General features: G+C 66.7%; 19 protein-coding genes and 1 pseudogene. 10 read left to right on the forward strand and 10 right to left on the reverse strand.

Going from position 1 to position 22,691, the window contains the following annotated elements:
* Positions 1-95: 95 nt before the first annotated feature.
* The 7 genes and pseudogenes from CKW34_RS01885 (at position 96) to CKW34_RS01920 (ending at position 9,613) form a co-directional block, all read left to right on the forward strand.
* Positions 96-1,112 carry an AAA family ATPase gene (locus CKW34_RS01885; protein WP_157742099.1) on the forward strand — a complete coding sequence of 339 codons (1,017 nt, stop codon included), beginning with the start codon at positions 96-98 and terminating at the stop codon, positions 1,110-1,112.
* 392 nt (positions 1,113-1,504) lie between these two features.
* Positions 1,505-2,281 carry a hypothetical protein gene (locus CKW34_RS01890; protein WP_059383155.1) on the forward strand — a complete coding sequence of 259 codons (777 nt, stop codon included), beginning with the start codon at positions 1,505-1,507 and terminating at the stop codon, positions 2,279-2,281.
* Between the two features lie 96 nt (positions 2,282-2,377).
* Positions 2,378-2,782 (forward strand): hypothetical protein, encoded by a 405-nt coding sequence (locus CKW34_RS24225; RefSeq protein ID WP_155418955.1) that lies wholly within the window; start codon positions 2,378-2,380, stop codon positions 2,780-2,782.
* A 509-nt stretch (positions 2,783-3,291) separates the two neighbouring features.
* Positions 3,292-4,590 carry an LAGLIDADG family homing endonuclease gene (locus tag CKW34_RS01900; protein ID WP_155418954.1) on the forward strand — a complete coding sequence of 433 codons (1,299 nt, stop codon included), beginning with the start codon at positions 3,292-3,294 and terminating at the stop codon, positions 4,588-4,590.
* Positions 4,591-5,400: 810 nt separating this feature from the next.
* On the forward strand, positions 5,401-6,969 hold the full coding sequence (locus CKW34_RS01905; RefSeq protein ID WP_064059881.1) for a GmrSD restriction endonuclease domain-containing protein: 1,569 nt from the start codon (positions 5,401-5,403) through the stop codon (positions 6,967-6,969).
* Between the two features lie 1,391 nt (positions 6,970-8,360).
* A pseudogene (locus CKW34_RS01915) lies at positions 8,361-8,840 on the forward strand (HhH-GPD-type base excision DNA repair protein); the annotation flags it as partial.
* On the forward strand, positions 8,837-9,613 hold the full coding sequence (locus CKW34_RS01920) for a trypsin-like peptidase domain-containing protein (protein WP_059383151.1): 777 nt from the start codon (positions 8,837-8,839) through the stop codon (positions 9,611-9,613). The pseudogene CKW34_RS01915 and the gene CKW34_RS01920, both read left to right, overlap by 4 nt.
* Positions 9,614-9,634: 21 nt before the next feature.
* Here the strand turns inward: CKW34_RS01920 and CKW34_RS01925 are convergent, their stop codons facing one another.
* The 3 genes from CKW34_RS01925 to CKW34_RS01935 are packed head-to-tail and all read right to left on the reverse strand — an operon-like array spanning position 9,635 to position 12,543.
* On the reverse strand, positions 9,635-10,741 hold the full coding sequence (locus CKW34_RS01925) for an LLM class flavin-dependent oxidoreductase (protein WP_059383150.1): 1,107 nt from the start codon (positions 10,739-10,741) through the stop codon (positions 9,635-9,637).
* On the reverse strand, positions 10,741-11,586 hold the full coding sequence (gene thiM / locus CKW34_RS01930; RefSeq protein ID WP_059383149.1) for a hydroxyethylthiazole kinase: 846 nt from the start codon (positions 11,584-11,586) through the stop codon (positions 10,741-10,743). Before thiM ends, CKW34_RS01925 begins: the two co-directional genes overlap by 1 nt.
* A gap of 60 nt (positions 11,587-11,646) precedes the next feature.
* A complete protein-coding gene (locus CKW34_RS01935; RefSeq protein ID WP_059383148.1) occupies positions 11,647-12,543 on the reverse strand; it encodes a sulfurtransferase in 897 nt (298 codons plus the stop codon).
* Between the two features lie 124 nt (positions 12,544-12,667).
* Here CKW34_RS01935 and CKW34_RS01940 point away from each other — a divergent pair, with 124 nt between their 5' ends.
* A complete protein-coding gene (locus CKW34_RS01940) occupies positions 12,668-13,357 on the forward strand; it encodes a GntR family transcriptional regulator (protein WP_016691017.1) in 690 nt (229 codons plus the stop codon).
* Between the two features lie 4 nt (positions 13,358-13,361).
* On the opposite strand, the gene CKW34_RS01945 is transcribed toward CKW34_RS01940, so the two are convergent.
* On the reverse strand, positions 13,362-14,009 hold the full coding sequence (locus tag CKW34_RS01945) for a PadR family transcriptional regulator (RefSeq protein ID WP_059383147.1): 648 nt from the start codon (positions 14,007-14,009) through the stop codon (positions 13,362-13,364).
* Positions 14,010-14,140: 131 nt separating this feature from the next.
* On the opposite strand from CKW34_RS01945, the gene CKW34_RS01950 reads away from it, so the two are divergent.
* Both CKW34_RS01950 and CKW34_RS01955 read left to right on the forward strand, forming a co-directional pair.
* Entirely contained in the window at positions 14,141-16,399 is a 2,259-nt protein-coding gene (locus tag CKW34_RS01950; protein WP_059383212.1) for a DNA polymerase III subunit gamma and tau, read from the forward strand.
* A 71-nt stretch (positions 16,400-16,470) separates the two neighbouring features.
* Complete coding sequence (locus tag CKW34_RS01955) at positions 16,471-17,049, forward strand: DUF2231 domain-containing protein (RefSeq protein ID WP_059383146.1); 579 nt, start codon at positions 16,471-16,473, stop codon at positions 17,047-17,049.
* 99 nt (positions 17,050-17,148) lie between these two features.
* Here CKW34_RS01955 and CKW34_RS01960 read toward each other — a convergent pair whose 3' ends face one another.
* The 6 genes from CKW34_RS01960 to CKW34_RS01985 are packed head-to-tail and all read right to left on the reverse strand — an operon-like array spanning position 17,149 to position 22,636.
* Positions 17,149-17,580, reverse strand: coding sequence for a RidA family protein (locus tag CKW34_RS01960; RefSeq protein WP_229579895.1), 432 nt, complete (start codon positions 17,578-17,580; stop codon positions 17,149-17,151).
* Positions 17,570-19,168, reverse strand: coding sequence for a gamma-glutamyltransferase family protein (locus CKW34_RS01965; protein WP_059383144.1), 1,599 nt, complete (start codon positions 19,166-19,168; stop codon positions 17,570-17,572). Before CKW34_RS01965 ends, CKW34_RS01960 begins: the two co-directional genes overlap by 11 nt.
* A complete protein-coding gene (locus CKW34_RS01970) occupies positions 19,165-19,521 on the reverse strand; it encodes a Rieske (2Fe-2S) protein (protein WP_006552493.1) in 357 nt (118 codons plus the stop codon). Before CKW34_RS01970 ends, CKW34_RS01965 begins: the two co-directional genes overlap by 4 nt.
* A 39-nt stretch (positions 19,522-19,560) precedes the next feature.
* Positions 19,561-21,015: an aldehyde dehydrogenase family protein gene (locus CKW34_RS01975; RefSeq protein ID WP_059383143.1), complete on the reverse strand. Its 1,455-nt coding sequence runs from the start codon at positions 21,013-21,015 to the stop codon at positions 19,561-19,563.
* A complete protein-coding gene (locus tag CKW34_RS01980) occupies positions 21,012-22,238 on the reverse strand; it encodes an NAD(P)/FAD-dependent oxidoreductase (protein ID WP_059383142.1) in 1,227 nt (408 codons plus the stop codon). Before CKW34_RS01980 ends, CKW34_RS01975 begins: the two co-directional genes overlap by 4 nt.
* The gene (locus tag CKW34_RS01985; protein ID WP_370670858.1) at positions 22,235-22,636 is read right to left on the reverse strand and encodes a Rieske (2Fe-2S) protein; all 402 of its coding nucleotides are present in this window, start codon (positions 22,634-22,636) and stop codon (positions 22,235-22,237) included. Before CKW34_RS01985 ends, CKW34_RS01980 begins: the two co-directional genes overlap by 4 nt.
* Positions 22,637-22,691: the final 55 nt, after the last annotated feature.

Raw genomic sequence — 22,691 nt, forward strand, 5'->3', positions numbered from 1 at the left:
CTGACGGACTGACACCACATCACCCGGACCACGCAGTCCGGGAGCACAACCAGCGCCGACATTCGGCGCGTAACCGACCAGAGGAGGTCAATCGTTTGAGCCACACAATTGACATCGCGAGGCGGTTCCCGCGCTCCACGACCAAGCAAGCGTACGAACGTTCCAAGCAACATGAGCGTTGGGTGTTCCCTGATGTGATTTGTTCTTCGGTGACGATGATCTACGGCAGGTCGAACGTCGGGAAGTCGTACCTGGTCAGCTCACTGCTGTTGTCGTTGCTGGTCGAGGACCGTGAGTTCCTTGGACTTCAACCGACCGACAGGGCCAAGCTGTGGAAGCCGACGATCTTGTGGACCGATCCCGGCTCGGATGAAGAGTACGGCGACCGCATCCATACGGCGCTGGCCGATGTCGATGTCGAGGTTCCCGCGTACCACGTCGGGCGCATTGCACGGGCTGACGAGTGGGAAGCGCTGGCAGATCATCTCCTGGCCGAGGAAATCAACTTCGTGGTGCTCGACAACCTCATGGGTGCTACCGGCGACACCAACGATGCCGCCGTGATGACGACGGTGTTCGACGGGTTGACCCGTCTCACGAACCGTGGAGTTCCCGTGGTGGTCCTCCACCATGAGTCGGAGAAGGGCATGACGGTCGCAGGTGCTCCTCCGATGGGAGCGTCCGCAGCGGTCCAGAAGTCTCGTGTCTGGATCCAGGTTCGCCAGACCAACAAGCGCAGACTTCGCGGCGGCAACACCGCGCTGGTGATTCAGTCGAACCTGCTGGATCAGCCGCTGGAGATCGTTGCCGAGCCGATGGCCGGCCCCGACTACAGGGTTCTGAAGCGTGGTCCGTGGGTCTCGCGAAGCGACATCGACGACAAGCCGAAGCAGAAGCGGTCGCCGAAAACCCTGGACGAGAACGCCCGCATGGCCGCCTGGGTGGTCGAGAACTGCCAGGGCGTTGGAGTCAACCAGGCCGCGGTTCGGGTCGCGGACGAGTTCAACAAGTCGCGGGCAACCTGCAAGGACAAGCTCACTCGCGGTGCTGTAGCGGCGTTGCTGCGCCGCACCGGGGAAGGTGCGTCGACGACGTGGGCGCTCGCCGCGTAGGTGTTGTCGGTCCACCTGTGGCGGAACGTTTCCGCCGGTGGTGAGCTGGTGGTGGTGGTGTCCCTCCTATAGGTGTGAACAAGTTCCCACCACCACCCACTTCTCAACCGCTTCGTAGCGGTTGGGGAGAGACCAGATGACTAGGCCGGCATGGACCGGCCTCATCAGGTGATCGGCATCGATCACATCAATCACTGGCAGCCGTCTGGATGCGGCTGCCGCTCAGAACAATCCGATGGATCACCGGACATCCGGTGATCTTTCGTCCGGTTGTCCTCTCATCGGACAACCGAATCCCACATCAGCCACCCCGGAACGGGTGGCAATCCGGGCTGCCAACCGGCAGCTCTCATCAGGGGTGCGACAGCGCACCCCACGACAGTAAGGAAACTATGTACAACATCATCAGCACCGCCGACGCCGTCAGCCGTTGGAACAGCCTGGGCGTCGAGCTTCCTGAGGAACTCGCAACCGCCGTCGAGACCTTCGAAGCGATTCGTTGGGTCGAGACCGGTCATGCAGTCCAGTTCGACCTGACCGACATCACCGCCGCCAACGCAGAGGAGAAGGTTGTCGATTTCGCCAACCGGCTGATGCCGGCACTGAAGACAGGCGATCACACCAGCCGTACCCCGCTGGAAGAGGCCAAGCAGCGGATGCTCGAAGCTGCCGCAAGTGACGTGCTGGGCAAGGCGACTGCTGCCGTTCCAGTAGTGATCGAGCAGCTGACTCCGGAGTTCGACAAGCATGCGGCGGCGTATGTCGCCGCTGTCGCCGATCTCCCCGAAAAATTCGACGCTGCATCGCTACTGCAGGCGGGCGCCGGCGCAGTGGCCGCGTACCAGATCGCTCTATCCGAAGCTGCCCACCTCAACCAGGCTTCGTCATGGGTCGCGGGAACCCGAGCACTTCCAGGCTTCACCGGACTCAACGTCGATGTGCCGCTTCGCATCCTGCGACCTTCGAATGCACTCCAGCTCGCCAAGCTCGATGCCGCCCTGTACATGAATGTGGACCAGGCGATGGATGCACTCAACAAGGTGTTCTATACCGCCGCTCGCGAAGGAATCGAATTCGGGATCAACACCCTCCGCGAGTGTGCCGAACTTCGACGATCGTTGGCGATCACGCCAGAGACGTTCAGCAGTGGCGTGACGATGGCGCGCTGAGCTCCCTAAGCAGTCCTCGAACGGCCCACGGGCGATTGATCGCTGGTGGGCCGTTCAACCCCCACATCCCTCTATCAAGTAATGCCAGGAGATCAAATGACAATCCGTAGAACACTCAGCGCGGCAGCACTGCTGATCCGCCAGATCAACTCGACCAATCGGAAGCCAGATGTAGTCGAAGGCGGCTTTGCTCAGGCGGTCGGTCGTCGGCTCGAGGCGCGCCACGTCACGGCGGTTCCTGGCCTCCCCGACGATAAGTCGGAACCAGAGTGGTATGACCTCGCCATCGAGTCCCACCGCCGACACGAGGAGTTCCTCACCGACCGCGAGGCGAAGCATCAGGCAGAGCAGCAGGCAGCGCAATCGACACCGGACTTGATTCGCTCAGCACTCGCCGGGGCCACCCGGCAGCGTTCATCGACCATGCCGCTCAACGGCACCCGCGTTCTCCACGCGGCACTGGCCGGCGGGGGCGGGACGATCAACAGCACTCGACCGTGACGCCGCAACTGAACTGACAATGCAGCGGCCGAGGGGTCGGGCGGACCCCTCGGCATGTCGAGTGCCGTCAATGCGTTGCGATCAGATAAGAACTCGCTGTTGATGCTCAGGTTCTGCACTGCAGTCGCGGCTGCGTTGTCGGTCTGGCGCTCGGAGCCAACCGCAACGCCAATCCACAAGCGCCACCCAAGGACTACTGCCGCAACCTGTCGACGGGACTCTCCCTGAGCATGTACCAGGAACCATTCATCCGGCACCTCGGTGAGCCTCCGTTTCGCCGCCGGACAGCTGGCCGGCGACACACGTCGGCCTGCCGAGAGTCGCTCCCCCGACGCCAAAGGCGTGTCGGCAGGTGGTGCTTGGATGCGCGTATGAGTGTCTGCAAGAGGTGTGCAGCGGGTGAGCCCTGCAAATTTGAGCACGGTAGGGCGGGGTATATGCGGCATCGGTGCAGATGCACGGCCTGCAGCGCGGCGCAACGGGAGTACAGCGCCGGCTACCGGGCGCGGGTGAGCGCGCAGCAGCGTGCACGCAATTACGCCGTCGAGAGCAACCTGGCTGTCAGCGATGCCGGGGGGATATCGGTCGATACACCCATGCCCACGCCGACCGGATGGACAACAGTGGGGCAGCTGAAATCCGGAGACGCGGTCTTCGGCTCCGACGGGTCGCCCGTGCGGGTGGTGGACGCACCGCCAGCGGAGCTTGGGCATGACTGCTACGAGGTCGCGTTCGCCGGGGGGCAGCGGGCGGGCCGCCTTGCGACATCGATCGTTGTGAGCGGTGAGCATCTGTGGCTGACCGAGGTGGTTGCCTCCGACGCCCGGTCGAGGATTAGGACTACCCGCGAGATGGCAGAGGAGGACCGCAAGTTCGCGATTCCACGCGCTGCAGCTCGGCAGACCCCAACCGTTGGCCTTCCGATCGATCCGTACCTGTTGGGGGTGTGGCTCGGCGACGGGTCGACTGGCGACTGCAACATCGCGTCTGGCTGGGAGGACGTCGAGGAGTTGGAGCGTCAACTCGCGTCTCGGGGAATCCGGACCCGTCGACTGAAATCTGGGGAAAATGTTGCCCGGCTGTCGTTTTCCGGCTCCGCGGGATATCAGGCTGCTAACCGTCCGATTCCGGCGATCCGGTTGCGAGAAATGGAATGCTTCCGTAGCAAGCACATCCCATCTAACTACATGCAGTCGGGAACCGAACAACGGCTCGAGCTTCTCCGAGGGCTGATGGACACGGACGGTTGCGCCACAACTGCTCAGCAATGCGTGTTCATAGGACGCAGGCGCCTCGCTGAGGATGCCGTCGAGCTCCTTCGCAGTCTTGGGCAGCTGCCAACTATCTCATTCGTGGGGGACGCACGCAGCCGCGAGGGTGGGTACTATCGAGTGTCTTTCACCCCCTGGCGCATTCAACCTTTTGCCTTTGCGCGCAAGACTATTCGAGTGGGCAGTAGTCGCCGAGACTGGGTCACGATCGCCAGCATTCGTAAGGTCAAGACTTTGCCGACCCGGCGGATCGAGGTGGATGCCGCCGACCGCCTGTATCAAGCCGGCCCAGTGGGGCACCTCATTCATAACACCCAGGAAGTCGACTATCGCCAGGCGTGGCGAGATGCTGGCGGGCAAGCACCGCGCTGGAAGAAGCAATTCACCCCTGAGGAAGACGCCGTCATTCTCGACAAGCTCGGCCACCTGAAGCGCTGCCCCGACGAGCCGACCAGGGCCGTCGCCAGCGAGCTTCACCGCTCGGTCAGGTCGATCCGCAATCGCCGACGTCAGCTCCTTCGCCAGACGGGCGGTTAAATGCGTAATCAGTGGCGGTGACTTCGCCCACGTAGCTGAGAATCGGTCCAGAATCTCTTCAGCGGTATGCGGCCCACGCCGCGTTTCCGCTAGTCACGTCCTGCCGTGCCCTGTGTCGTCGCTAGCCGTCTGCCCTGGTGTGCACCGTGTTCACGCTGGCAAGATGGCACATCGTTTGCCCGGGACTGCCTCCGACCCGGTATCAGTCACGTAGTGAGCAGCCTCTGGTGGCGGGAGCGGTGGTGTCTGCCCTGGTGTGTAGGTGCGTGAGGTGGGGATATGGGCTGTGACCTGTGTGTATGCGGCTGTGTGTGCTGTATGGGCAGCACTAGGCACACGTGTGGGTGTGAGTGAGGGCATACAGGACACGGGAGAGGGTAGGGAAGGGCAGGGATGAGGGTATATCCGCAGTCAGATGGCATTTCCATGCCCAAGCGATCATGCTCATCGATCAGCGTTTCCCCAGGTCAGCGCACCCCAGGGGGGAGCCCCCCAGGCCCCCATCCTGACCGGGCGGTTATGCGGGCGAGCCATCATGTACGGGTTTCCAAGCTGAATACGCGGGTTCGATTCCCGTCATCGATTCCAGAGTCTCAACAGGTAGAGGGCGCTCCCCCGAGTGGGAGCGCCCTTCTTCATTCCCGGAGACGCCGCGAATACGCCGCGAGAAGGACTGCACTACGGCCAGTGCGGTCCGCGCGACCCACCGACCCGTGCCGAAACGGGCAGGATTGACGCACTCGATCGTCGGCGCCATGTGACAGAGTGTCTCCAACAGCGAGATTGGAGTCCCTGAGAGTGAGCGAGCCAATGCAGATCACACGACTGATCGATCGAGTGCTTCGCGGCGAGATCCGAGTGCCAGGCTTTCAGCGCGCCTTCGTGTGGGAACCGAATAGGGCCGCACTACTGATGGACAGCATCTACAAAGGCTACCCATTCGGATCCATTCTCTTGTGGCGAACACGAACCCAACTGAAAACCGAAAAGGACCTGGGCAGTTTCCAACTTCCCGAGCCGGAGGTTGACTACCCAATCGATTACGTGCTAGACGGACAGCAGCGGATAACCTCAATATTCTCAACCTTTCAAACCACGCTGACAAGCGACGTCGAAGATCCCGAGGTGTGGCTACCGATCTACTACGACTTCGAAGCCAAGTCCGACGCTCAAGATTCCCAGTTCCAGGCACTCGCAAAAGAGAATGTCGACCCTTCTCGACACTTTCCGCTCTCAGTCTTCTTCGATCCCGTTGAATTTGCCAACAAGCAACGCGAACACGATCTCAGCAATGACCGACTCCGCGAAATTGTCCTAGTGCAGTCAAAATTCGCCGGAACTCTAATCCCAGTCGAGACCTTCATCGAAGAGGACAGAACCAGCGTCGCAATCGTCTTTGAGCGAGTAAACCGCCTAGGCGTACAACTCGACACCTTCCAGCTTCTTACTGCCTGGACTTGGAGCGAGGAATTTGACCTGCAGCAAAAGTTTGCAGATTTATCAGAGCGTTTCGAAGCATTCGGGTTTGACGAAATCGGAACCGACAATGACCTAATGCTTAAGTGTGCTTCCACCGTTCTCCGCATGGATCCATCCCCGACCGCACTTATTGACATCAATGGCGCCGAAGTGCGGGACAAGTTCGAGGTTATTGTGAAGTCCCTCGAACGAACGGTCGACTTTCTTCGCACCGAGCTTCAAGTACGCCACCTCAAGTTCCTCCCCTTTCCTGGACTGTTGATCCCCCTCTGCGCTTACTTCTCACGGAAGCAGTCGACCGGAGTAAGCCGAGGCCACAAGGAAGTTCTTTCGCGCTGGTTCTGGCGAACAGCCTTCACTCACCGCTATAGCGGAAATCCGTCGATCAGAATTAAGCAGGACGTCCAGCAGGCGATTGCCTTGCGCGAGGGTAAGCCTTCAGACCTCGATGACATTCCTGCAGAAATCAGCACAGATTTCTACACCGAAAACGCTTTCAATAATCGAACCGTCGCCACCAAAACGTTCATCCTCCAGTTAGCGTCGCACGCACCCAGGTCCTTTATTGGAGGCGGCGCAATCCAACTTGAGGATGTGCTCGCGGAACCTAATCGCCGCGAGTACCACCACTGCTTCCCAAAGGCATATATCGCCAAGTTGGACACCGATCCGGCAAACAACGTGGGCGCCATCGCAAATTTTGCGTTCCTAAACCGTTCAGAGAACCGAGAAATCTCAGATAAGGCGCCCTCCGAGTATAAGAAGCTTATGGGCGACAATGTCAATGAAATTCTGATCTCACAACTGCTCCCAGAAAATCTATTCAGCGATGACTTCGACACCTTCGTCGAATCCCGTGCCAACATGCTTGTGGATGACGCACTCAAACTGATGGAGTGAACCCTCCATATGTGCCCACACCTAACGGAGCGGACGCCGATAAGTTGACGGCAGGAGGCGGCTCTCCTATAGTGACGCAGCTGGTTCACCACCGACAGAGAGCGAGCGCTTTCGAGAGACCTGAAGCCGATCCTGGTTGAAGGCTGCCTTCATCTAGGTCGCGATTGTATGGTCGTCGAAAGGAGCTAGTCTAAGTGAGCCTTCTCCCCCTCATCCTCGTGCTGAGTGCCCTCGTCCCACCACTCTGCAAGACAGCGATTGTCGCTATCTCGCTTCGGGGCGTACCGCCGAAGCATCGGGCAGAGGTTCTGCACGGAGCTGCGGCATTCTTCCGGCCAGTAAGAGCTAGCCGCCTCGCCTCATAGGCACGACGTTGCCGCTGCGCTCGGACGGTCCCGCCATCGCTCCGAGCGCGGCCATCGCGTCCGCATGGTCGTCCTCGAAGAGATGCGCGTAGACGCCCGAGCGTAGTGGTGACCTTCGACCGCTCGGAGGAGCGTGTCACGCACCGTGGCGCCTCCGCCGTGCGTTCAGGGCGTTCCGTTGATTCCTCGCTTCCCGAGCGTCGTGGAGGGCTGTCCACTGGGCCACCCGACACAGTGTGTGCCCGAACGTCGGGGCAGCGCCGGCACCCGCGATTCCGGCCGGCCTCCAACGGCTCCGGTCGAGCCGGTGGACGTGGACGCTGACATCGTCACCACCGAGGAAAAACTCGAAGGATTCAACATCGTTCGAGCAATTGCAGTATCCGAGGTTGGGCCGGAGTAGATCGCTTACCAGGATGCGAAGTCGTACTTCTCTGTGTTGCTGGACGACAACAACCGGAAGACGATCTCCGACTTCACTTGAACTGTAAGAACGTTAAGTTCGTGACGACGTTCGAGAGCGGCAGCAAGGATGGGGGTCCGCTCCGACATCGAGACTGTGGTGGACATTTGCATGGTCGCTGAGCAGATCAGGACGGCAATTCGGGGCTACCTCGGAGATTTAGAACCTGTGCAGCTGAAGACGGTTGGCTGAGTCTTGGTGCAGGAGCCGGGGACCAGCCCCTGCTTCGTACGTTCTGTGCCCGTGGAACCGATACGGACCTTGAAGGACGCCGCTTGGGGGCGGCGGTACCGACCGAGCGGAGCACCCAAGGGTGCCGGTGTCGTGAACCCCACCCCGGAAATTTCCCACGAACCGCATCCCTGCATCGCGTCAGGCCACGACGAGTAGCCCGCTCCCACATTGGAAACAGGCTGTCGCGGACTCTCAGCACGTCCCGGCCAGGACTGCACCATGCTGAGAGCGCCCGCCCCGGTTGGCGGGATGAAGAACACCGGGCCACTTCGGTTATCGTCGGACGTAGCAGAGAGCGACGGACGGGTTTCCATCGCGTGGAGACCTATCAGCAGGTGGCGATGGAGATCGCGTTCGCGGGACCGAAGAAACTCGCCGACCGTCTCGGCGGTCTCGACGTGTACCGCATCGCGTCGGCCGATCCCGACGAGTTCGTCGCGGTGTGCGCGCAGCAGCCGGCCGTCCACCGGTTCCCCAAGTCGATGGGACAGCGGATCCAGGCGCTGTGCGCGGCGATCGTCGAGGACTACGACGGAGACGCCTCCGCCCTGTGGACCTCCGGCGACCCGGACGGCAAGGAAGTGCTGCGACGGCTGAAGAAGCTGCCGGGCTACGGCGACCAGAAGGCACGTATCTTCCTGGCCCTGCTCGGCAAGCAGATGGGTGTGCGACCCGAGGGATGGCGGGAGGCCGCCGGCGACTACGGGCACGAGGATGCGCGCCGGTCGATCGCCGACGTCGTCGACGAGCAGTCGCTGCGCGAGGTGCGCGAGTTCAAGAAGTCGATGAAGGCAGCGAAGAAGTCGTGAGACGCGTCGTAGCAGTGTGCGGCGCCGCCGTCGCCTTCGCCGCGGGAACCGTGGGCGTGGCTTCGGCCGGCGGGGGAGACGACCGGGTCGTCCTCCGGCCCGGCGACGGGATCGTGTTCTCCTCAGAGCCGACACCGGGTTGGTGTTCGGTGGCGGCGGTCGGGCACGACGACGCGGGCCGGCTCGTCGCGATCACGGCGGGGCACTGCTACCAGACGGGATCGTCGCCCGTCTGGAAGGTCGACGAGCAGCACCGAGGGCCGATCGGAACCGAAACGGACGTCGCGAGTACGGGTTCGGTCGATCAGCTGGGATTTCCCACCGACGAGATCGCCGACTACGCGGTGGTCGTGCTCGACGAGACCCGCGTGCGGGGATCGAACACGTCGGTGCCCAACGACCGGGGAGAGCGTGTCGTGCTCGAATCGGTCGCGGCGTTCGGTGAGGGCGAGTTGCCGGTCGGAACGCATTGTGCGGCAGGGCGGAGCACGTCGGTGGCCTGCGCGACCGGCGATGTGCGGGTGGACGGGAACCTGATATCGTCGCCGCTGCTCATGCGGCCCGGCGACTCCGGCGGGCCGCTCGTGCGCGCCGAGACGGGCGAATGGATGGGACTGTCGGTGGGCTACCGGTTCCCGCAGACCGCGGTCTCCGACGACCGGCAGGTTCCCGACACGAGGTTCGCCGCCTACCAGCGGGCCGACCGGATCCTCGCCGAGATCGACGCGCGCGACGGGATCGGCTCAGGGTTCCGTCTCGTCGACACCCCCTGACCGATCCCGCCCGCGTTACCGTCAGAGCGTCTCGAAACGCGGAATCAGGTGTTCCGCAACGTTCTTCGCCTCGTCGATGAGCGGCCATCCGGCGAGGATGAGGGAGGTCAGTCCGGTCGCGTCGCGCAGGGTGCGCACGTGGCCGGTGATCTCGTCCGGGTCGCCGACGTAGTAGACGGCCGACGATCCCGTGGCGAAGATGTCCAGCGGTGACCACGCGGTGATGCCCGCGTAGAGGCCGTCGCCGAGATACAGGTCCTCGGGTTCGGGCAGCTTGCCGGCGTTGATGGTGTCGACCCAGCCCTGCCGCTGCGCGTCGCGCGCGGTGAAGGTCTTCAGATCCTGCTTGCCGTGCGTGCGGCGGCGCACCGCCTTGTCGAGCACGTCCTGGATCTGCTCGATGCCGGCCTTCTCGAACAGCGACCGGAACCGCTCGAGTGCCTCGTCCCGGTTCGGGCGCACGATGACGCCGGACAGGGCGCCGAAGTCGGTGTACTCGCGTCCCTCGACCGCGGCGGATTCGCGTGCGGCGGTGAACTTCTCCGTGACGAACGAGGTCTCGCGCAGCATGATCAGGTAGGCGTCGAGTACCTTGCCGGCGTTCTGCAGACCGGCGGGGGAGTCGCCCGTTCCCCACAGCGGCACCGAGTGGTCCGCAGGAGCATCGATGCGCAGCGGGGTGTTCGGGAAGTTCGATGCGGTGCCCTCGGCGTAGATGCGCCGGAACTCCGCCCAGTACTTCTCACCGAGCTCGTACCGACGGTCGTGCTCGACGTTCATGTCGTACTTGGTGAGGATGTTCTCCCGGCCGTTGACCGAGTTGATCATCAGACGACCACCGCTGAACGCGTCGAAGGTGAGGGCCTTCTCGGCGAGCAGTCGCGCGGGCGTCATGTTCGCGTAGATCGCGACGAGGAACTTCATGCGGCTGGTGTGCGCCGCAGCCCAGGTGGCCGAGATGAAGGGGTCGTTCGGCCAGGTCGCGACGAGCGCACCTTCGAAGCCGCCGTTGTCGATGGTCTTCGCGAGTTCGATCTGCCGCTGCCCGTCCACCGGGTACAACCCGCCCGGGCTCCAGGGGTAGTCGCCGTCGGCCTGGGTGAGATACCAGAAGGTCTTGATGGGCATTACTTCGTGTCCTTCGAGGGGAGTTCGAACGGTTCGACGCGGGCGCGGGCACGCAGCGTGTCGGCGTCCACGGCGAACAGGGCGTCGAGGTAGGCGACGGCGAAGGAGCCGGGGCCGGTGGAGTTCTCCTCGGCGATCTCGGACGCCACCGCGACGTGCGTGTGGGCCGCCGCGAGGCCGACGAGAGGGGTCTCCGCGACCGCGAGATAGGCCGCGACGAGCCCACCGAGGGAGCATCCGGTAGAGGTCACGCGCGGCAGCATGGCGCTGCCGCCGGCGATGCGCAGTCCGACGATCCCGCCGTCGCGGTCGCGGCCGACGAGGTAGTCGACGGGGCCGGAGGCCGACACGGCGTCCGCGCGGTCGAGCAGTGCGAGTGCGGCGGGGACGGCGGCAGCGGCCTCGTCGGCGCTGTCGACGCCGCGAGTGTCACCGCCGAGGCCCGCGAGCGCGATGATCTCGGAGGCGTTGCCGCGGATCGCGGTGGGACGGAACTTCAGCAGATCGGCGGCGAGCGAGGTGCGCCACGCGAGTCCGCCCACGCCGACGGGGTCGAGGACCCACGGGGTGCCGGCATCGTGCGCGGCCTCCGCTGCGAGGGCGAAGGCCACCGAGGTCTCGTCGAAGGGCGTACCGAGGTTGACGAGCACTCCACCGGCGATGCGCGCGAAATCGCCTGCCTCGTGCGCGTTGTCGATGTGCGCGTTGCTGGCGCCCGCGGCGAGCAGCACGTTGGTGAGGAAGTTGGCCGAGACGATGTTGGTCAGCGAGTGCACGAGCGGCGTCTGCGCACGCAGGGCGTCGAGGGTGACGGCGAGATCGTCGACGGTGGGGGTCGTGGTCACGGAAGATCCTGTCGGGAGATAGGGGAGGGGACGAAGCGGGTCAGGATCGCGGACATCGCATCATGCGTCGCCCTTCCCTTCTCCGAGTGTCCGCATGGGGAGTGCGGGGTCGGCCGTCCACTCCTCGAGGGATCCGTCGTAGACGGCGATGTCGTCGTGGCCCGTCCGAACCAGTGCGAGCGCCACCAGGCAGGCCGAGACGCCGCCACCGCAGTAGAGGATCAGGGGCCGGGCCGTATCGGCGAGGGCCTGCTCGGCCAGCTCGGCGATCCGATCGGTGCTCCGCAGGACGCCGTCGGCGAGCAGGCTCTTGGCCGGCAGGTTCCGGCTCCCGCTGATGTGCCCGCGGCGCGCGTAACGAGTGGTGGCGGTGCCTGCGAACTGCTCGGCGTCGAGCGCGCAGACGAGGGTGCCCGGTGCGTCCCCGGACACCACGGCGAGCACGTCGTCGCGGTCGCGCCACAGGCCGTGGTCGGGGAGTTCCGTCCGGGCTGTGGTGGCGCGGCGTTCGGCGGCGTCGCCGGTCTCGACGGGCAGGTCGAGCGCGGTCCAGCGGGCGAAGCCGCCGTCGAGGACGCGGGCGGAGATACCGATGTTGCGCAGCATCCACCACAGCCGGGACGCCCAGGTCATGCCGCCGTCGTCGTAGATCACGAGGTCGGCGTCCGGGGTCACCCCGAGTGCGGCCAGAGCCGCTGCCAGGTCGTCCGGCGCGGGGCGGGAGAAGTGCAGGTCGGTGTCCGGGGCGCTGAAACCGCCGAGCAGGTCGGCGTGCACGGATCCCGGGATGTGCGCGGCGCGCCAGGTCGCGTGGCCGGATTCCGGTCGGTAGTCGCCGTCGAAACGGGGCTTCGGGAAGGTGACCGTGGCGTGCAGGACCGTGTGGGCGCCGGGGTCGCTCGCGAGCTCTTCGGCGCTGATCAGCACCTGTTCGTCCCGGAAGGCCGCCTCGGTCACGTGTTGGGTCCTCTCGTAGTGTCCGAGAAGCGACGCTAAACGACGAATAACGTATACGCAAGTATGCGTACGTTGACGGTGGCATAATCGGCGCACGTAAACGGCATGCCTACGGAGGGTGTAGATGACCGAGCAGGACGCGACGGCCGAGCTGGAGAGCTCACTTCTCGTCGAACCGCCCACCGGGCGCGACGACCAGACCTCCAAGCAGTACCTGCGCCTGCGCTCGGACATCCTCGCCGGGAAGTTTCCACGCGGCGCCGCTCTGCACGAGACCCAGCTCAGCGAGACCTACGGGGCGTCCCGCACCCCCATCCGCGAGGCGCTCAACTGGCTCGCGCACGATGGTCTGCTCGAACGGGCGAGTCGCGGCTTCCGGGTGCGTTCGGGTACGCCCGAGGACGTCATCGAGATCTATGCGGCGCGCGTCGCGCTCGAGTCCGAGGCGGCCGGCGCGGCAGCGATCCGGCACACCGATCTCGACATGGCCCGGCTCGAGCGACTGCACGATTCGTGCTGCTCCGCCACCGACGACGCCGCGGTGCGCATCGGGAACTTCCGGTTCCACGAGGCGCTGTGGCAGGCCGCGCACAATACGACGATCACGACGTTGCTCGTGCGACTGACCACCCAGCTGCGCATCTACGACTCCGGGCCGCCGTCCAACTACGGCGAACCCGATCTGCTCAACCGGGAGCACGCGCAGATCCTCGACGCGTTGCGGGCGCGGAACGAGTCCGCGGCACGCGAGCACATGCGTGCTCATCTCGAGCGCAGCCGCGAGCAGCGCATCCGCCTCTTCGCCCGCGGCTGAGCCCTCACTCCCGATCGGACGTGTCGGCGTCGCCGGCGAGGATCCGGTACAGGGACTTCTTGGCCTCGGTGAGGACAGCGTGTGCCGCGGCGACCTCGGCATCGGAACCGCTCATGGCGACCGACCGCGTCGCGCCCTGCAGTTCGCGCAGTGCGAGTCGCAGGTCGGGGGCATCGGAATCGGGATCGTGACCGGCGAAGGGGTCGATGAGCTCGTTCCCCGGATCGTCGATGTACGCGCGGCCCGCGTCCGTCAGTGAGACGAGTTTGCGTCCGCCCTCCTTCTCGACCGTGACGAGTCCTTCGTCCTCGAGCTGGGAGATGGTCGGGTAGATCGCGCCGGGGCTGGGGCGCCAGGCGCCGCCCGTCCGTTCGGCGATCGCTTCCATGAGCTGGTAGCCGTGCATCGGTTCGGTGCCGAGCAGGCGCAGGACGGCCGCGCGGACGTCGCCTCGCTGCGCTCGGCCGCGTCGTCCTCCTCGCGGGCCACCGTGCCCTCGTCCGCCGCCACCGCGGTGTGGGTGGAAGCCGGGTTCGTCGTCGTGCGGGTGGTGTCCGCGACGGCGGGGTCCGTCGGCGCGGAACGGACCGCCGGGGAGATTTCGATCGTGCATGGCGCGGCGACGGCCGCGGGGATGTTCGTGGGTTCGCATCTGTGCGTCTCCTTCTTTGTCGATACGATCACGATAGATCTCGATATATCGTTAACGCAAGAGTGGTCTCGGCCACAGATGTGGACGGACCGACCTCCGTGCATGTCGGCAGCCGCCGGTACGCTCGGCGCGTGGCTCTGTACCGGAAGTATCGACCTGCGACCTTCGCAGAGGTGGTGGGGCAGGAGCACGTCACCGTGCCCCTCAGCACGGCGCTCGACACGGGCCGCATCAACCACGCCTACCTGTTCTCGGGTCCTCGTGGATGCGGCAAGACGTCCTCGGCGCGCATCCTCGCCCGCTCGCTCAACTGCGAGACCGGCCCCACGTCCGCGCCGTGCGGAACGTGCCGGTCGTGCGTGTCGCTCGGCCCGGGTGGGGGAGGCAACCTCGACGTCACCGAACTCGACGCCGCGAGCCACGGCGGTGTCGACGACACTCGTGAGCTGCGCGACCGAGCCTTCTACGCTCCGGCCGAGTCGCGCTACCGCATCTTCATCATCGACGAGGCGCACATGGTCACCACGCAGGGCTTCAACGCCCTGCTCAAGATCGTGGAGGAGCCGCCGGAGCACCTCATCTTCGTCTTCGCGACCACCGAGCCCGAGAAGGTGCTGCCCACCATCCGGTCGCGCACGCACCACTATCCCTTCCGGCTCCTCGCTCCCACGGCGATGCGGGGTCTGCTCGAGCAGATCTGCGGCCAGGAGAACGTGCCGGTCGAGGATGCGGTCTATCCGCTGGTCATCCGTGCCGGCGGTGGATCCCCCCGCGACTCGCTGTCGGTGATGGACCAGCTCCTCGCCGGTGCCGGCCCCGAGGGCGTCACCTACGAGCGCGCTCTGTCGCTGCTCGGCGTCACCGACGTCGCCCTCATCGACGAAGCCGTCGATTCGCTCGCGGCCGGCGACGGCGCGGCGCTGTTCGGCACCGTCGAGAAGGTCATGGACGCCGGGCACGACCCGCGTCGCTTCGCCGTCGACCTCCTCGAACGCCTCCGCGACCTGATCCTCATGAAGTCCGTCCCCGACGCCGCCGAGCGCGGACTCGTCGACGCACCCGGCGACGTCCTCGAGCGGATGCGCGACGAAGCGACCCGTCTCGGCCCCGCCACCCTCACCCGCTACGCCGAGATCGTGCACGCCGGGCTCGGCGAGATGCGCGGGGCGACGTCGCCGCGTCTGCTGGTCGAGGTGATGTGCGCGCGCATGCTCCTCCCTGCGGCGTCCGACACGGAAACCGCGGTCCTGCAAAGGCTCGAACGGCTCGAACAGGGCATCGTCGCGGCCCCGGCAGGAGGTGTCGCGCCGAAGCCGGTGTCGGCACCCGCCGCGCCTGCCGCGCCGCCCATCTCGCCCGACGAACCCGCGGCACGTTTCCAGCGCCCCTCCCAGCGCCGGGCAGTCGAGGCGCCGCCTGCCGACCCGCCCCGCGAGGCCACCCCGCCGCAACCGGAAGCCCCTGCCCAGCAGGCACCTGTTCATCAGGCACCCGCCCAGCAGGCGCCGGTGCAGCCCGAACCGGCCCAGCCGGCACCTGCCCCGACGCAGGCTCCCGCTGCGGCGCAACCTCCCGCCGTCCCGAAGGAGCCGCAGCCGCAGAGTGTGCCCGACGAGGTTGTCGCGCAGGAGGTTCCGCCGGCTGTGCCCGAGGAGTCGGCTGCGCCCGAACCCGAACCCGAACCCGAACCCGAACCAGAGCCCGCCCGCGCGGCAGGTGGTCCCGACGCAGCTCAGATGCGGGGCGTGTGGTCGGAGGTGCGCGCGAAGGTCCGCGAACGCAGCCGCACCGTCGAGGTGATGCTCTCGGGCGCCACCGTACGGTCGGTCGACGGCACCCGCGTCGTTCTCGTGCACGACTCCGCTCCGCTCGCGAAGCGACTCGCCGACGCGCGCAACGCCACGGTCATCGCCGATGCGCTGAAGGCGGTCTTCGGTGGGGAGTTCGAGGTCACCTGCGTCCACGGTGCCGCTGCTGCGGAGGCGCCTTCCAGAACCCCGGCGCCCGAGAAGAATTCGCGTCCGGCGGGTCAGCCGCGTTTCTCCCGGCCGAGCCAGGCGAAGAACGCCGCGGCACCCGCCCCCGTCGAAGCCCCCGCCGCGCCGCAGCGCCCGGCGGCCGCACAGTCGGCTGCTCCGACGTTCACACGTCCGTCCGTGGAGAGCGTCGACGATATCCCGCCGCCCGAAGCCCCCGACCTTCCCGACGATCCGGGCCCGGGCTACGACGCACCGCCGCCCGACCCGTCGCAGATGACGGAGGCGGACGTCGAGGAGATGTTCGCCGAGGCGGCCACGCCCGGCGACCCGTCGACGCGCCGCGATCCTGAAGAAGTCGCGATCGAGCTGCTCAAGGACGTGCTGGGAGCGAAACCGCTCGACGAGAAGTAGCCGTACCGAGTCCCAGGTCGCATCGACCGCGTCGGCGATTCGTCTCTGCTGCCGACGGGTATGGCCTCATCATGAACCTGCACGAACTCCTGCGCGCCGTCGAATCGTTCGACGCTGTGGATCGGCCCGCCGAGCGCATCGCGCAGCGCATACGGCGAGCCCTCGACGGTTCCGTCGTCGACGACCTGCTCCGAGGTTCCTGGCTCGGACACCCCGTCCATCCCCTTCTCGTCACCGTCCCGATCGGATCGTGGGTGTCCGCGGCGGCGTTGGACGCGCTACCCGGGCAGCGCGATGCGTCCCGGCGACTCGTCGCGATGGGACTGGCCGCGGCCGTTCCGACGATCGTCACCGGCTACGCCGACTTCTCCGCTCTGGAGGATGTCCCTCAGCGCAGGGTCGGCGCGGTGCATGCCGTGTCCAACGCGATCGGGGTGATCTCCATGGCGACGTCCTATCGCGCGCGACGAGCCCGTCGCGACCGGGCGGGGACGGTGTGGACTCTGATCGGTCTCGGCGCCGTCGGCGTCGGCGGTGCTCTCGGTGGTCATCTCTCCTACGCCCAGGGCGGGGGAGTGTATCGGTGGCAGCGACCGTCCGAGAGCGTCGATCTTGCAGCCGAGCTCGAGGACATCGGCGCGAAGCGCTGAACGTTCGTCGCCGAGGTTCACAACCCGCAGACGAGGCTCACAACCCCGATGGTCGACCACCGGGGTTGTGAGCCTCGTTTCTCGGTTGTGAACCTCCGTCTACCCGCACACGGCGGTGAGCGCGATCTCGAGGGGCGCCCCACCGGGCAGGGTGTGGACGCCGACTGCGGTGCGTGCCGGTAGTGCGTCCACACCGAGTTCGCGTTCGATCACGTCCGACGCGCCGTCCGCGACCACCGACAGGTCGACGAAGCCGGGCGCGCTCGCGATGTAGACGACCATCTCGACCGGCCGGAACGACGTGCCCTCCGGCACCGTTGCGCGGATCGCCGCCAACGCGTTGCCCACCGCGACGACTGCGGCGGCCCGGGCCTGTTCGACGGTGACCTCCGCGCCGACCCGTCCGGTGAGGATCAGTTCGCCGTCGCGACGCGGGGTCATGCCCGCCGTGCGGACGGTGTCGCCGGCCAGCACGGCCGGGACGTACCGGCCCTGCGGCCGAGGTGCAACAGCAGCAATGTCAGAGGACACCCAGCGCCACCCCCTCCTGTCGTGGATCGCTGCCGCCGGACAGCACTCCGCGGTCGTCGATCGAGATCACCTGCGCACTGCCCTCGGCGCCCAGAGGTTCGAGCACCTCCACCCGGTGACCGAGTTCGCGCAGTTCGTCGCACACGCCGTCGGCGACGTCGCCTTCGATCCGCAACGCGGTCGGTTCGCCGAGCACGTTGGCGTCCGATCCGGGGAAGACCGTGAAGCGCGGCGCCGAGACCGCCTCCTGGGGGTCGAGGCCGTGGTCGAGCAGGTGCGACAGCAACTGCATGTTCCACTGCACCTGGCCGTCGCCGCCGGGGGTGTTGCCCACGTGCCGCAGTTCGCCCGCCGAGTCGGTGACGATCCACGCGTTGAGCGTGTGCAGGGGCTTGCGGCGCGGCGCCACCTCGTTCGGATGCCCGTCGATCAGGTAGGCACCGCGACCGAGCCGGTTGTTGAGCACGATGCCCGTACCGGGCACCGTGAGCTTCGCTCCGAAGGTGAACGCCAGCGAATGGATGAACGACACCGCCCGCCCCTCGGAGTCCACGGTGACGAACGACGTCGTGTCCCCGGCGGAGACCGAGAAGGCCTCGGCGAGTGCACGCTCCTCGATCCGTGCGCGACCGGCTGCGATGTTCGCGGGATCGAGCACCCGTGCGACCCCGTCGTTGTCCGACGAGCACCAGCGGAGCCTGTCCTCGAAGGCGACGGTGGCCGCGCGGGCCATCCGGTCGATCGACGCCGCGCCGAGCACAGGGTGGGTGCCGAGCGCGTCGTCGCACAGGGCGGCCTGGTGCAGGACCATCCATCCCGGCGTCGGGAGCGGGGTCTGGTGCACGACGTGCCCCGCATAGGTGCCGGTGAGAGCCGCCTCCGCGTCCACTGCCGCCCCGGCCTGCCATTCGTCGCCGCTGAACGGTGCTCCGCCCCCCTGCAGCGTAGCCACGCAGCGCTCGGCGAGCGTGCCGGTGTAGAACGAGCCCGGGTCCTCGGCCAGCGCACGGATCGTGCGGGCCAGATCGGGCTGGGGAAGCACGTCGCCGAGGCGCGGGACGCGGTCGCCCGGTGTGTACACCGAGGCGAGTCCGGCGTCGCCGCGGATCGCACGCAGCGCGACCTGCACATCGGTTCGGGTCTTCGCCGAGCACGGCAGGCCGCTCTCGGCGATCCGGGCTGCCGGCGCCCACAGTTCGGGCAGCGACCTGCTCGCTCCCCGGCGGTGCAGTGCGGCCAGCGCGGCGGGTGCGCCGGGGACGGCGACGGCGAGCGCCCCGTCGAGCGGGATCGCGTCGAGTCCCCGTTCCCGGTAGAAATCAGGGGTGCCGCCGTCCGGTCCGTAACCACTGCCGTTGACGGTCCACACCGACCCGTCGGGCTCGCGGACCACGGCGAACGCGTCGCCGCCGACGCCGCACTGCCCGGGCAGGGTCAGCCACGTGACCGCTGCCATCGCCAGGGCCGCGTCGACGGCGTTGCCACCGTCCTCGAGGACACGGACCCCGGCGAGGCTCGCGAGCGGATGACTGGACGCGACCATACCTCCGGTCGCGAGCGTCGCCGGTCGTGTCGCGCGCCGGGTCATGCCGACCGCATCCGACGTCGACGGGGTCCTTCCGGCGGCTCGGCGGGATCGATCCCGACGAAGATCTCCCCGTCGCGCTCCTCGCACGGATAGGTCTTGATGGGTTCGGTGGCCGGCGGGCAGATCGGCTCACCGGTCTCGAGGTCGAATGCGCTTCCGTGGCAAGAGCATCCGATGCCGTCCTGGACGAGCTTGCCGGACGACAGCAGGCAGTCGAGGTGCGAGCAGTAGTTGGACGTCGCGTACGCCTTGCCGTCCAGTCGGGAGATGGCGAACTCGTAGTCCTCGGCGTAGAACCGGCGGACGATGCCTTCGGGCACCTGCCCGGATCGGGCCACTCGCTTGAACTCCATGGTCTTTCCTCCAGGCTTGTCGAGGGTTGGTGTCGCCGGTCAGGCGTCGGGGGACAGGTAGACGGTCTTCTCGGACTGGTAGAACTGCATGAGCGTGGGGCCGGCCTGTTCCTTGAAGGTCTGCGTGCTCGACTGCTTGTAGCCGCCGAACGGCGCGTTCATGGCCATTCCCGTGGTGGGCTGGTTGACCTTCACGAGTCCGGTACGCGACCCTGCGATGAATCGCTGTGCTGCGGAGAGACTCCGGGTGACGACGGAGGCGCTGAGCCCGAATGCGGTGTCGTTCGCCAGGGCGAGGGCCTCGTCGAAGGAACCGGCGCGCTGGAAGGCCAGGACCGGTCCGAAGATCTCGTCGGTGAGCAGGCGCATCCCCGGTACGGTGTCCGCGAAGACCGTGGGCCGCACGAAGAATCCGCCACGCAGCGCGTCGTCCTCGCATCGCACGCCGCCGCACACGAGCCGTGCGCCTTCGTCCGTGCCGATGGTGACGTACTCGAGGAACTTGTCGAGCTGACCGCGACTCGCGAGCGGGCCGACATCGACGGCGGCACCCGAACCGGGTCCCACCCGCAGGGCACGGGCGCGTTCGGCGACCTTCTCGAGCAGCTCGTCGTGGATCGCGTCGACCGCGACGACACGGCTGGTGCCGGTGCACGCCTGGCCCGACAGTCCGAAGGCGCCCTTGACGATCAGTGCGGCCGCCGCATCGAGATCGGCGTCGTCCAGGACGACGACGGGGTTCTTGCCGCCCATCTCCAGCTGTACGCGCCGGTCGGGGCCGACGCTGCGGTGGATGGCACGTCCGACCTCGGTGGACCCGGTGAAGGTGACCGCGGCGATCCGCTCGTCGCCGGAAACCGCCGCGCCGGCCTTGCCGTCGCCCTGGACGAGTGCGATCGCGCCGGCCGGCAGACCACCGGCGAGCAGGGCCTCGACGAGGCGCTGTCCCATCAGCGGGGTGATCTCGGACGGCTTGAACAGCACCGTGTTGCCGGCGGCGAGCGCGGGCCCGAGCTTGCGGGAGGGGATGTTGAGCGGGAAGTTCCACGGCGTGATCGCACCGACGATCCCGATCGGTTCACGCACGGTGTAGACGGTGGTGGAGCCCGGCCCCGGGAAGGTCGCACCGGTGGCGCGCAGCGCCTCACCTGCGTAGAAGCGCAGGTTCATGGGGGTGCGGCTCACCTCCATCGACGCCTCGGCGCGGGTCTTGCCCTCCTCGCGGATCAGTTCGTCGACGAGTTCGGCCGAGTGTGCGGCGAGATGGTCGGCGGCTGCCTCGAGGATCGCGGCGCGACGTTCGGGCGGGGTGGCGGCCCATTCGGGCGCGGCCTTGTCGAGCGCGTCGACGGCGTTGCGGACGTCGATGGCGTCGGAGTCCGGGAAGGTGCCGATCAGATCGGTCTCGTCGGCGGGGTTGCGGCGTTCGAAGACCGCGCCGGAGGCGGCCGGTACCCAGTTGCCGTCGATGTGGTTCAGTCCGGTGATCGTCATGCGGGTTCGACCTCCTCGTACATCTCCCACAGATCGGTGTCCTCGTCGGCGAGCAGCGCTGCGTCGACCCTGCGGCCGATGAGTTCGCGGGCCGCCATGATGTCCTCGCCGCGGTCCATCGCGAAGGCGGCGGTCAGAACGTCGCCGGCGAGGTAGAAGACCGAGAACTCCCCGCTGTCGGTGTCACCGCGGACGACGAGTTCGGTTGTTCCGGAAGCCGATCCGGCGAACTGGATGTTGGAGTCGTACTGATCGGACCAGAACCAGTGCGGGTCGTCGGAGAGCGACTGCCGCCCGACGATCGTGTCGGCGACCACCGCGGCCTGGCGGTTCGCGTTGTCGAAGTGTTCGACGCGCACGTGCAGGCCTTCGCGCGGGGAGAACCGCTTAGCGACATCGCCTGCCGCGTAGATGTTCTCGACCGAGGTGCGTCCGGTGGCGTCGACCACGATCCCGCCGTCGACGGCGAGTCCGCTGGCCGCCGCGATGTCGGTGTTGGGGACGATGCCGATGCCGACGACCACGGCGTCGGCCTCGACGATCCCGCCGGTGGTGGTCTCGATCCGCACACCGCGATCGGAGGTGGTCACCGAGGCGACGCCCGTGCCGGTGCGCAGGTCGACACCGTTGCGGCGGTGCAGATCGGCGCAGTGCCGGCCGACCTGTTCGCCGAGGATGCCTCCGAGCAGGTGTTCGGCCTGTTCGAGGACCGTCACCGTGACGCCGAGAGATTGTGCGGTCGCGGCGATCTCGAGTCCGATGAAGCCGCCGCCGACGATCGCGAGACTCGAACCCGGGGTCAGGCGGGCTGCGAGGGCGGTCGCGTCGTCGAGGGTGCGCAGGTAGTGGACGAGATCGGGCCGGGATCCGGTGGTGGCGAGGGCGCGGGGGCGTCCGCCCGTGGCGAGGACGATCGCGTCGGCGGCGATCTCGCCGCCGTCGAACTCGACGGTGCGGGTCGCGGTGTCGATGCGCTGGACCGACACGCCCGTGCGGATGTCGATGTCGTTGGCGTCGAGCCATTTCCGGGTCAGAAGTGCCAGGGAGTCGACTCCTTCACGACCCGCGAGGAATTCCTTCGACAGAGGCGGACGCTGGTAGGGGGCGTGCTGCTCGTCGCCGAGCAGCACGATGCGTCCGTCGAAGCCGCGGCGACGCAGGGTGCGTGCGGCGACGGCGGCGACCTGGCCGGCGCCCACTGTGACTACGGTGCGAACGGTCATGCCGTGCACTCCTTTCCGGATGCGGCCGGTGCAGGACGCGGGGTGAGGTCGACGAGGACGGTCTCGTCGCGCACGAGGACGGGATAGACCGGCTGGCAGAGGTCCTGGTCCTCTTCGTATCCGGTCTCGAGATCGAAGCGCCACTGGTGGCCGGGGCAGATGACACGTCCGTGCAGGAGCGTGCCTTTCACGAGCGAACGGTCCTGATGGACGCACAGGTCGGCGAAGGCGTAGATCCGGTCGTTCGCATGGAACAGTGCGATCGCGAGGCCGTCGACCTCCACGCGGAGTTTGCGTCGGCGGGTCACCTCTTTCACCGTGGCGACGGCGACCCAGGTCGGGGACTCCGCGGCGGCGTCGGTGCCGGCGGTCCCGCTGCCCATGATTTCGGTGGACATGCTTCTCCTTCGCTCGTGTGCGAGACCGGGAGCGGAAGTCGCGAGCGACTTCCGC

This window comes from Rhodococcus rhodochrous, from assembly GCF_900187265.1.
In the GTDB taxonomy this organism is placed as follows: domain Bacteria; phylum Actinomycetota; class Actinomycetes; order Mycobacteriales; family Mycobacteriaceae; genus Rhodococcus; species Rhodococcus rhodochrous.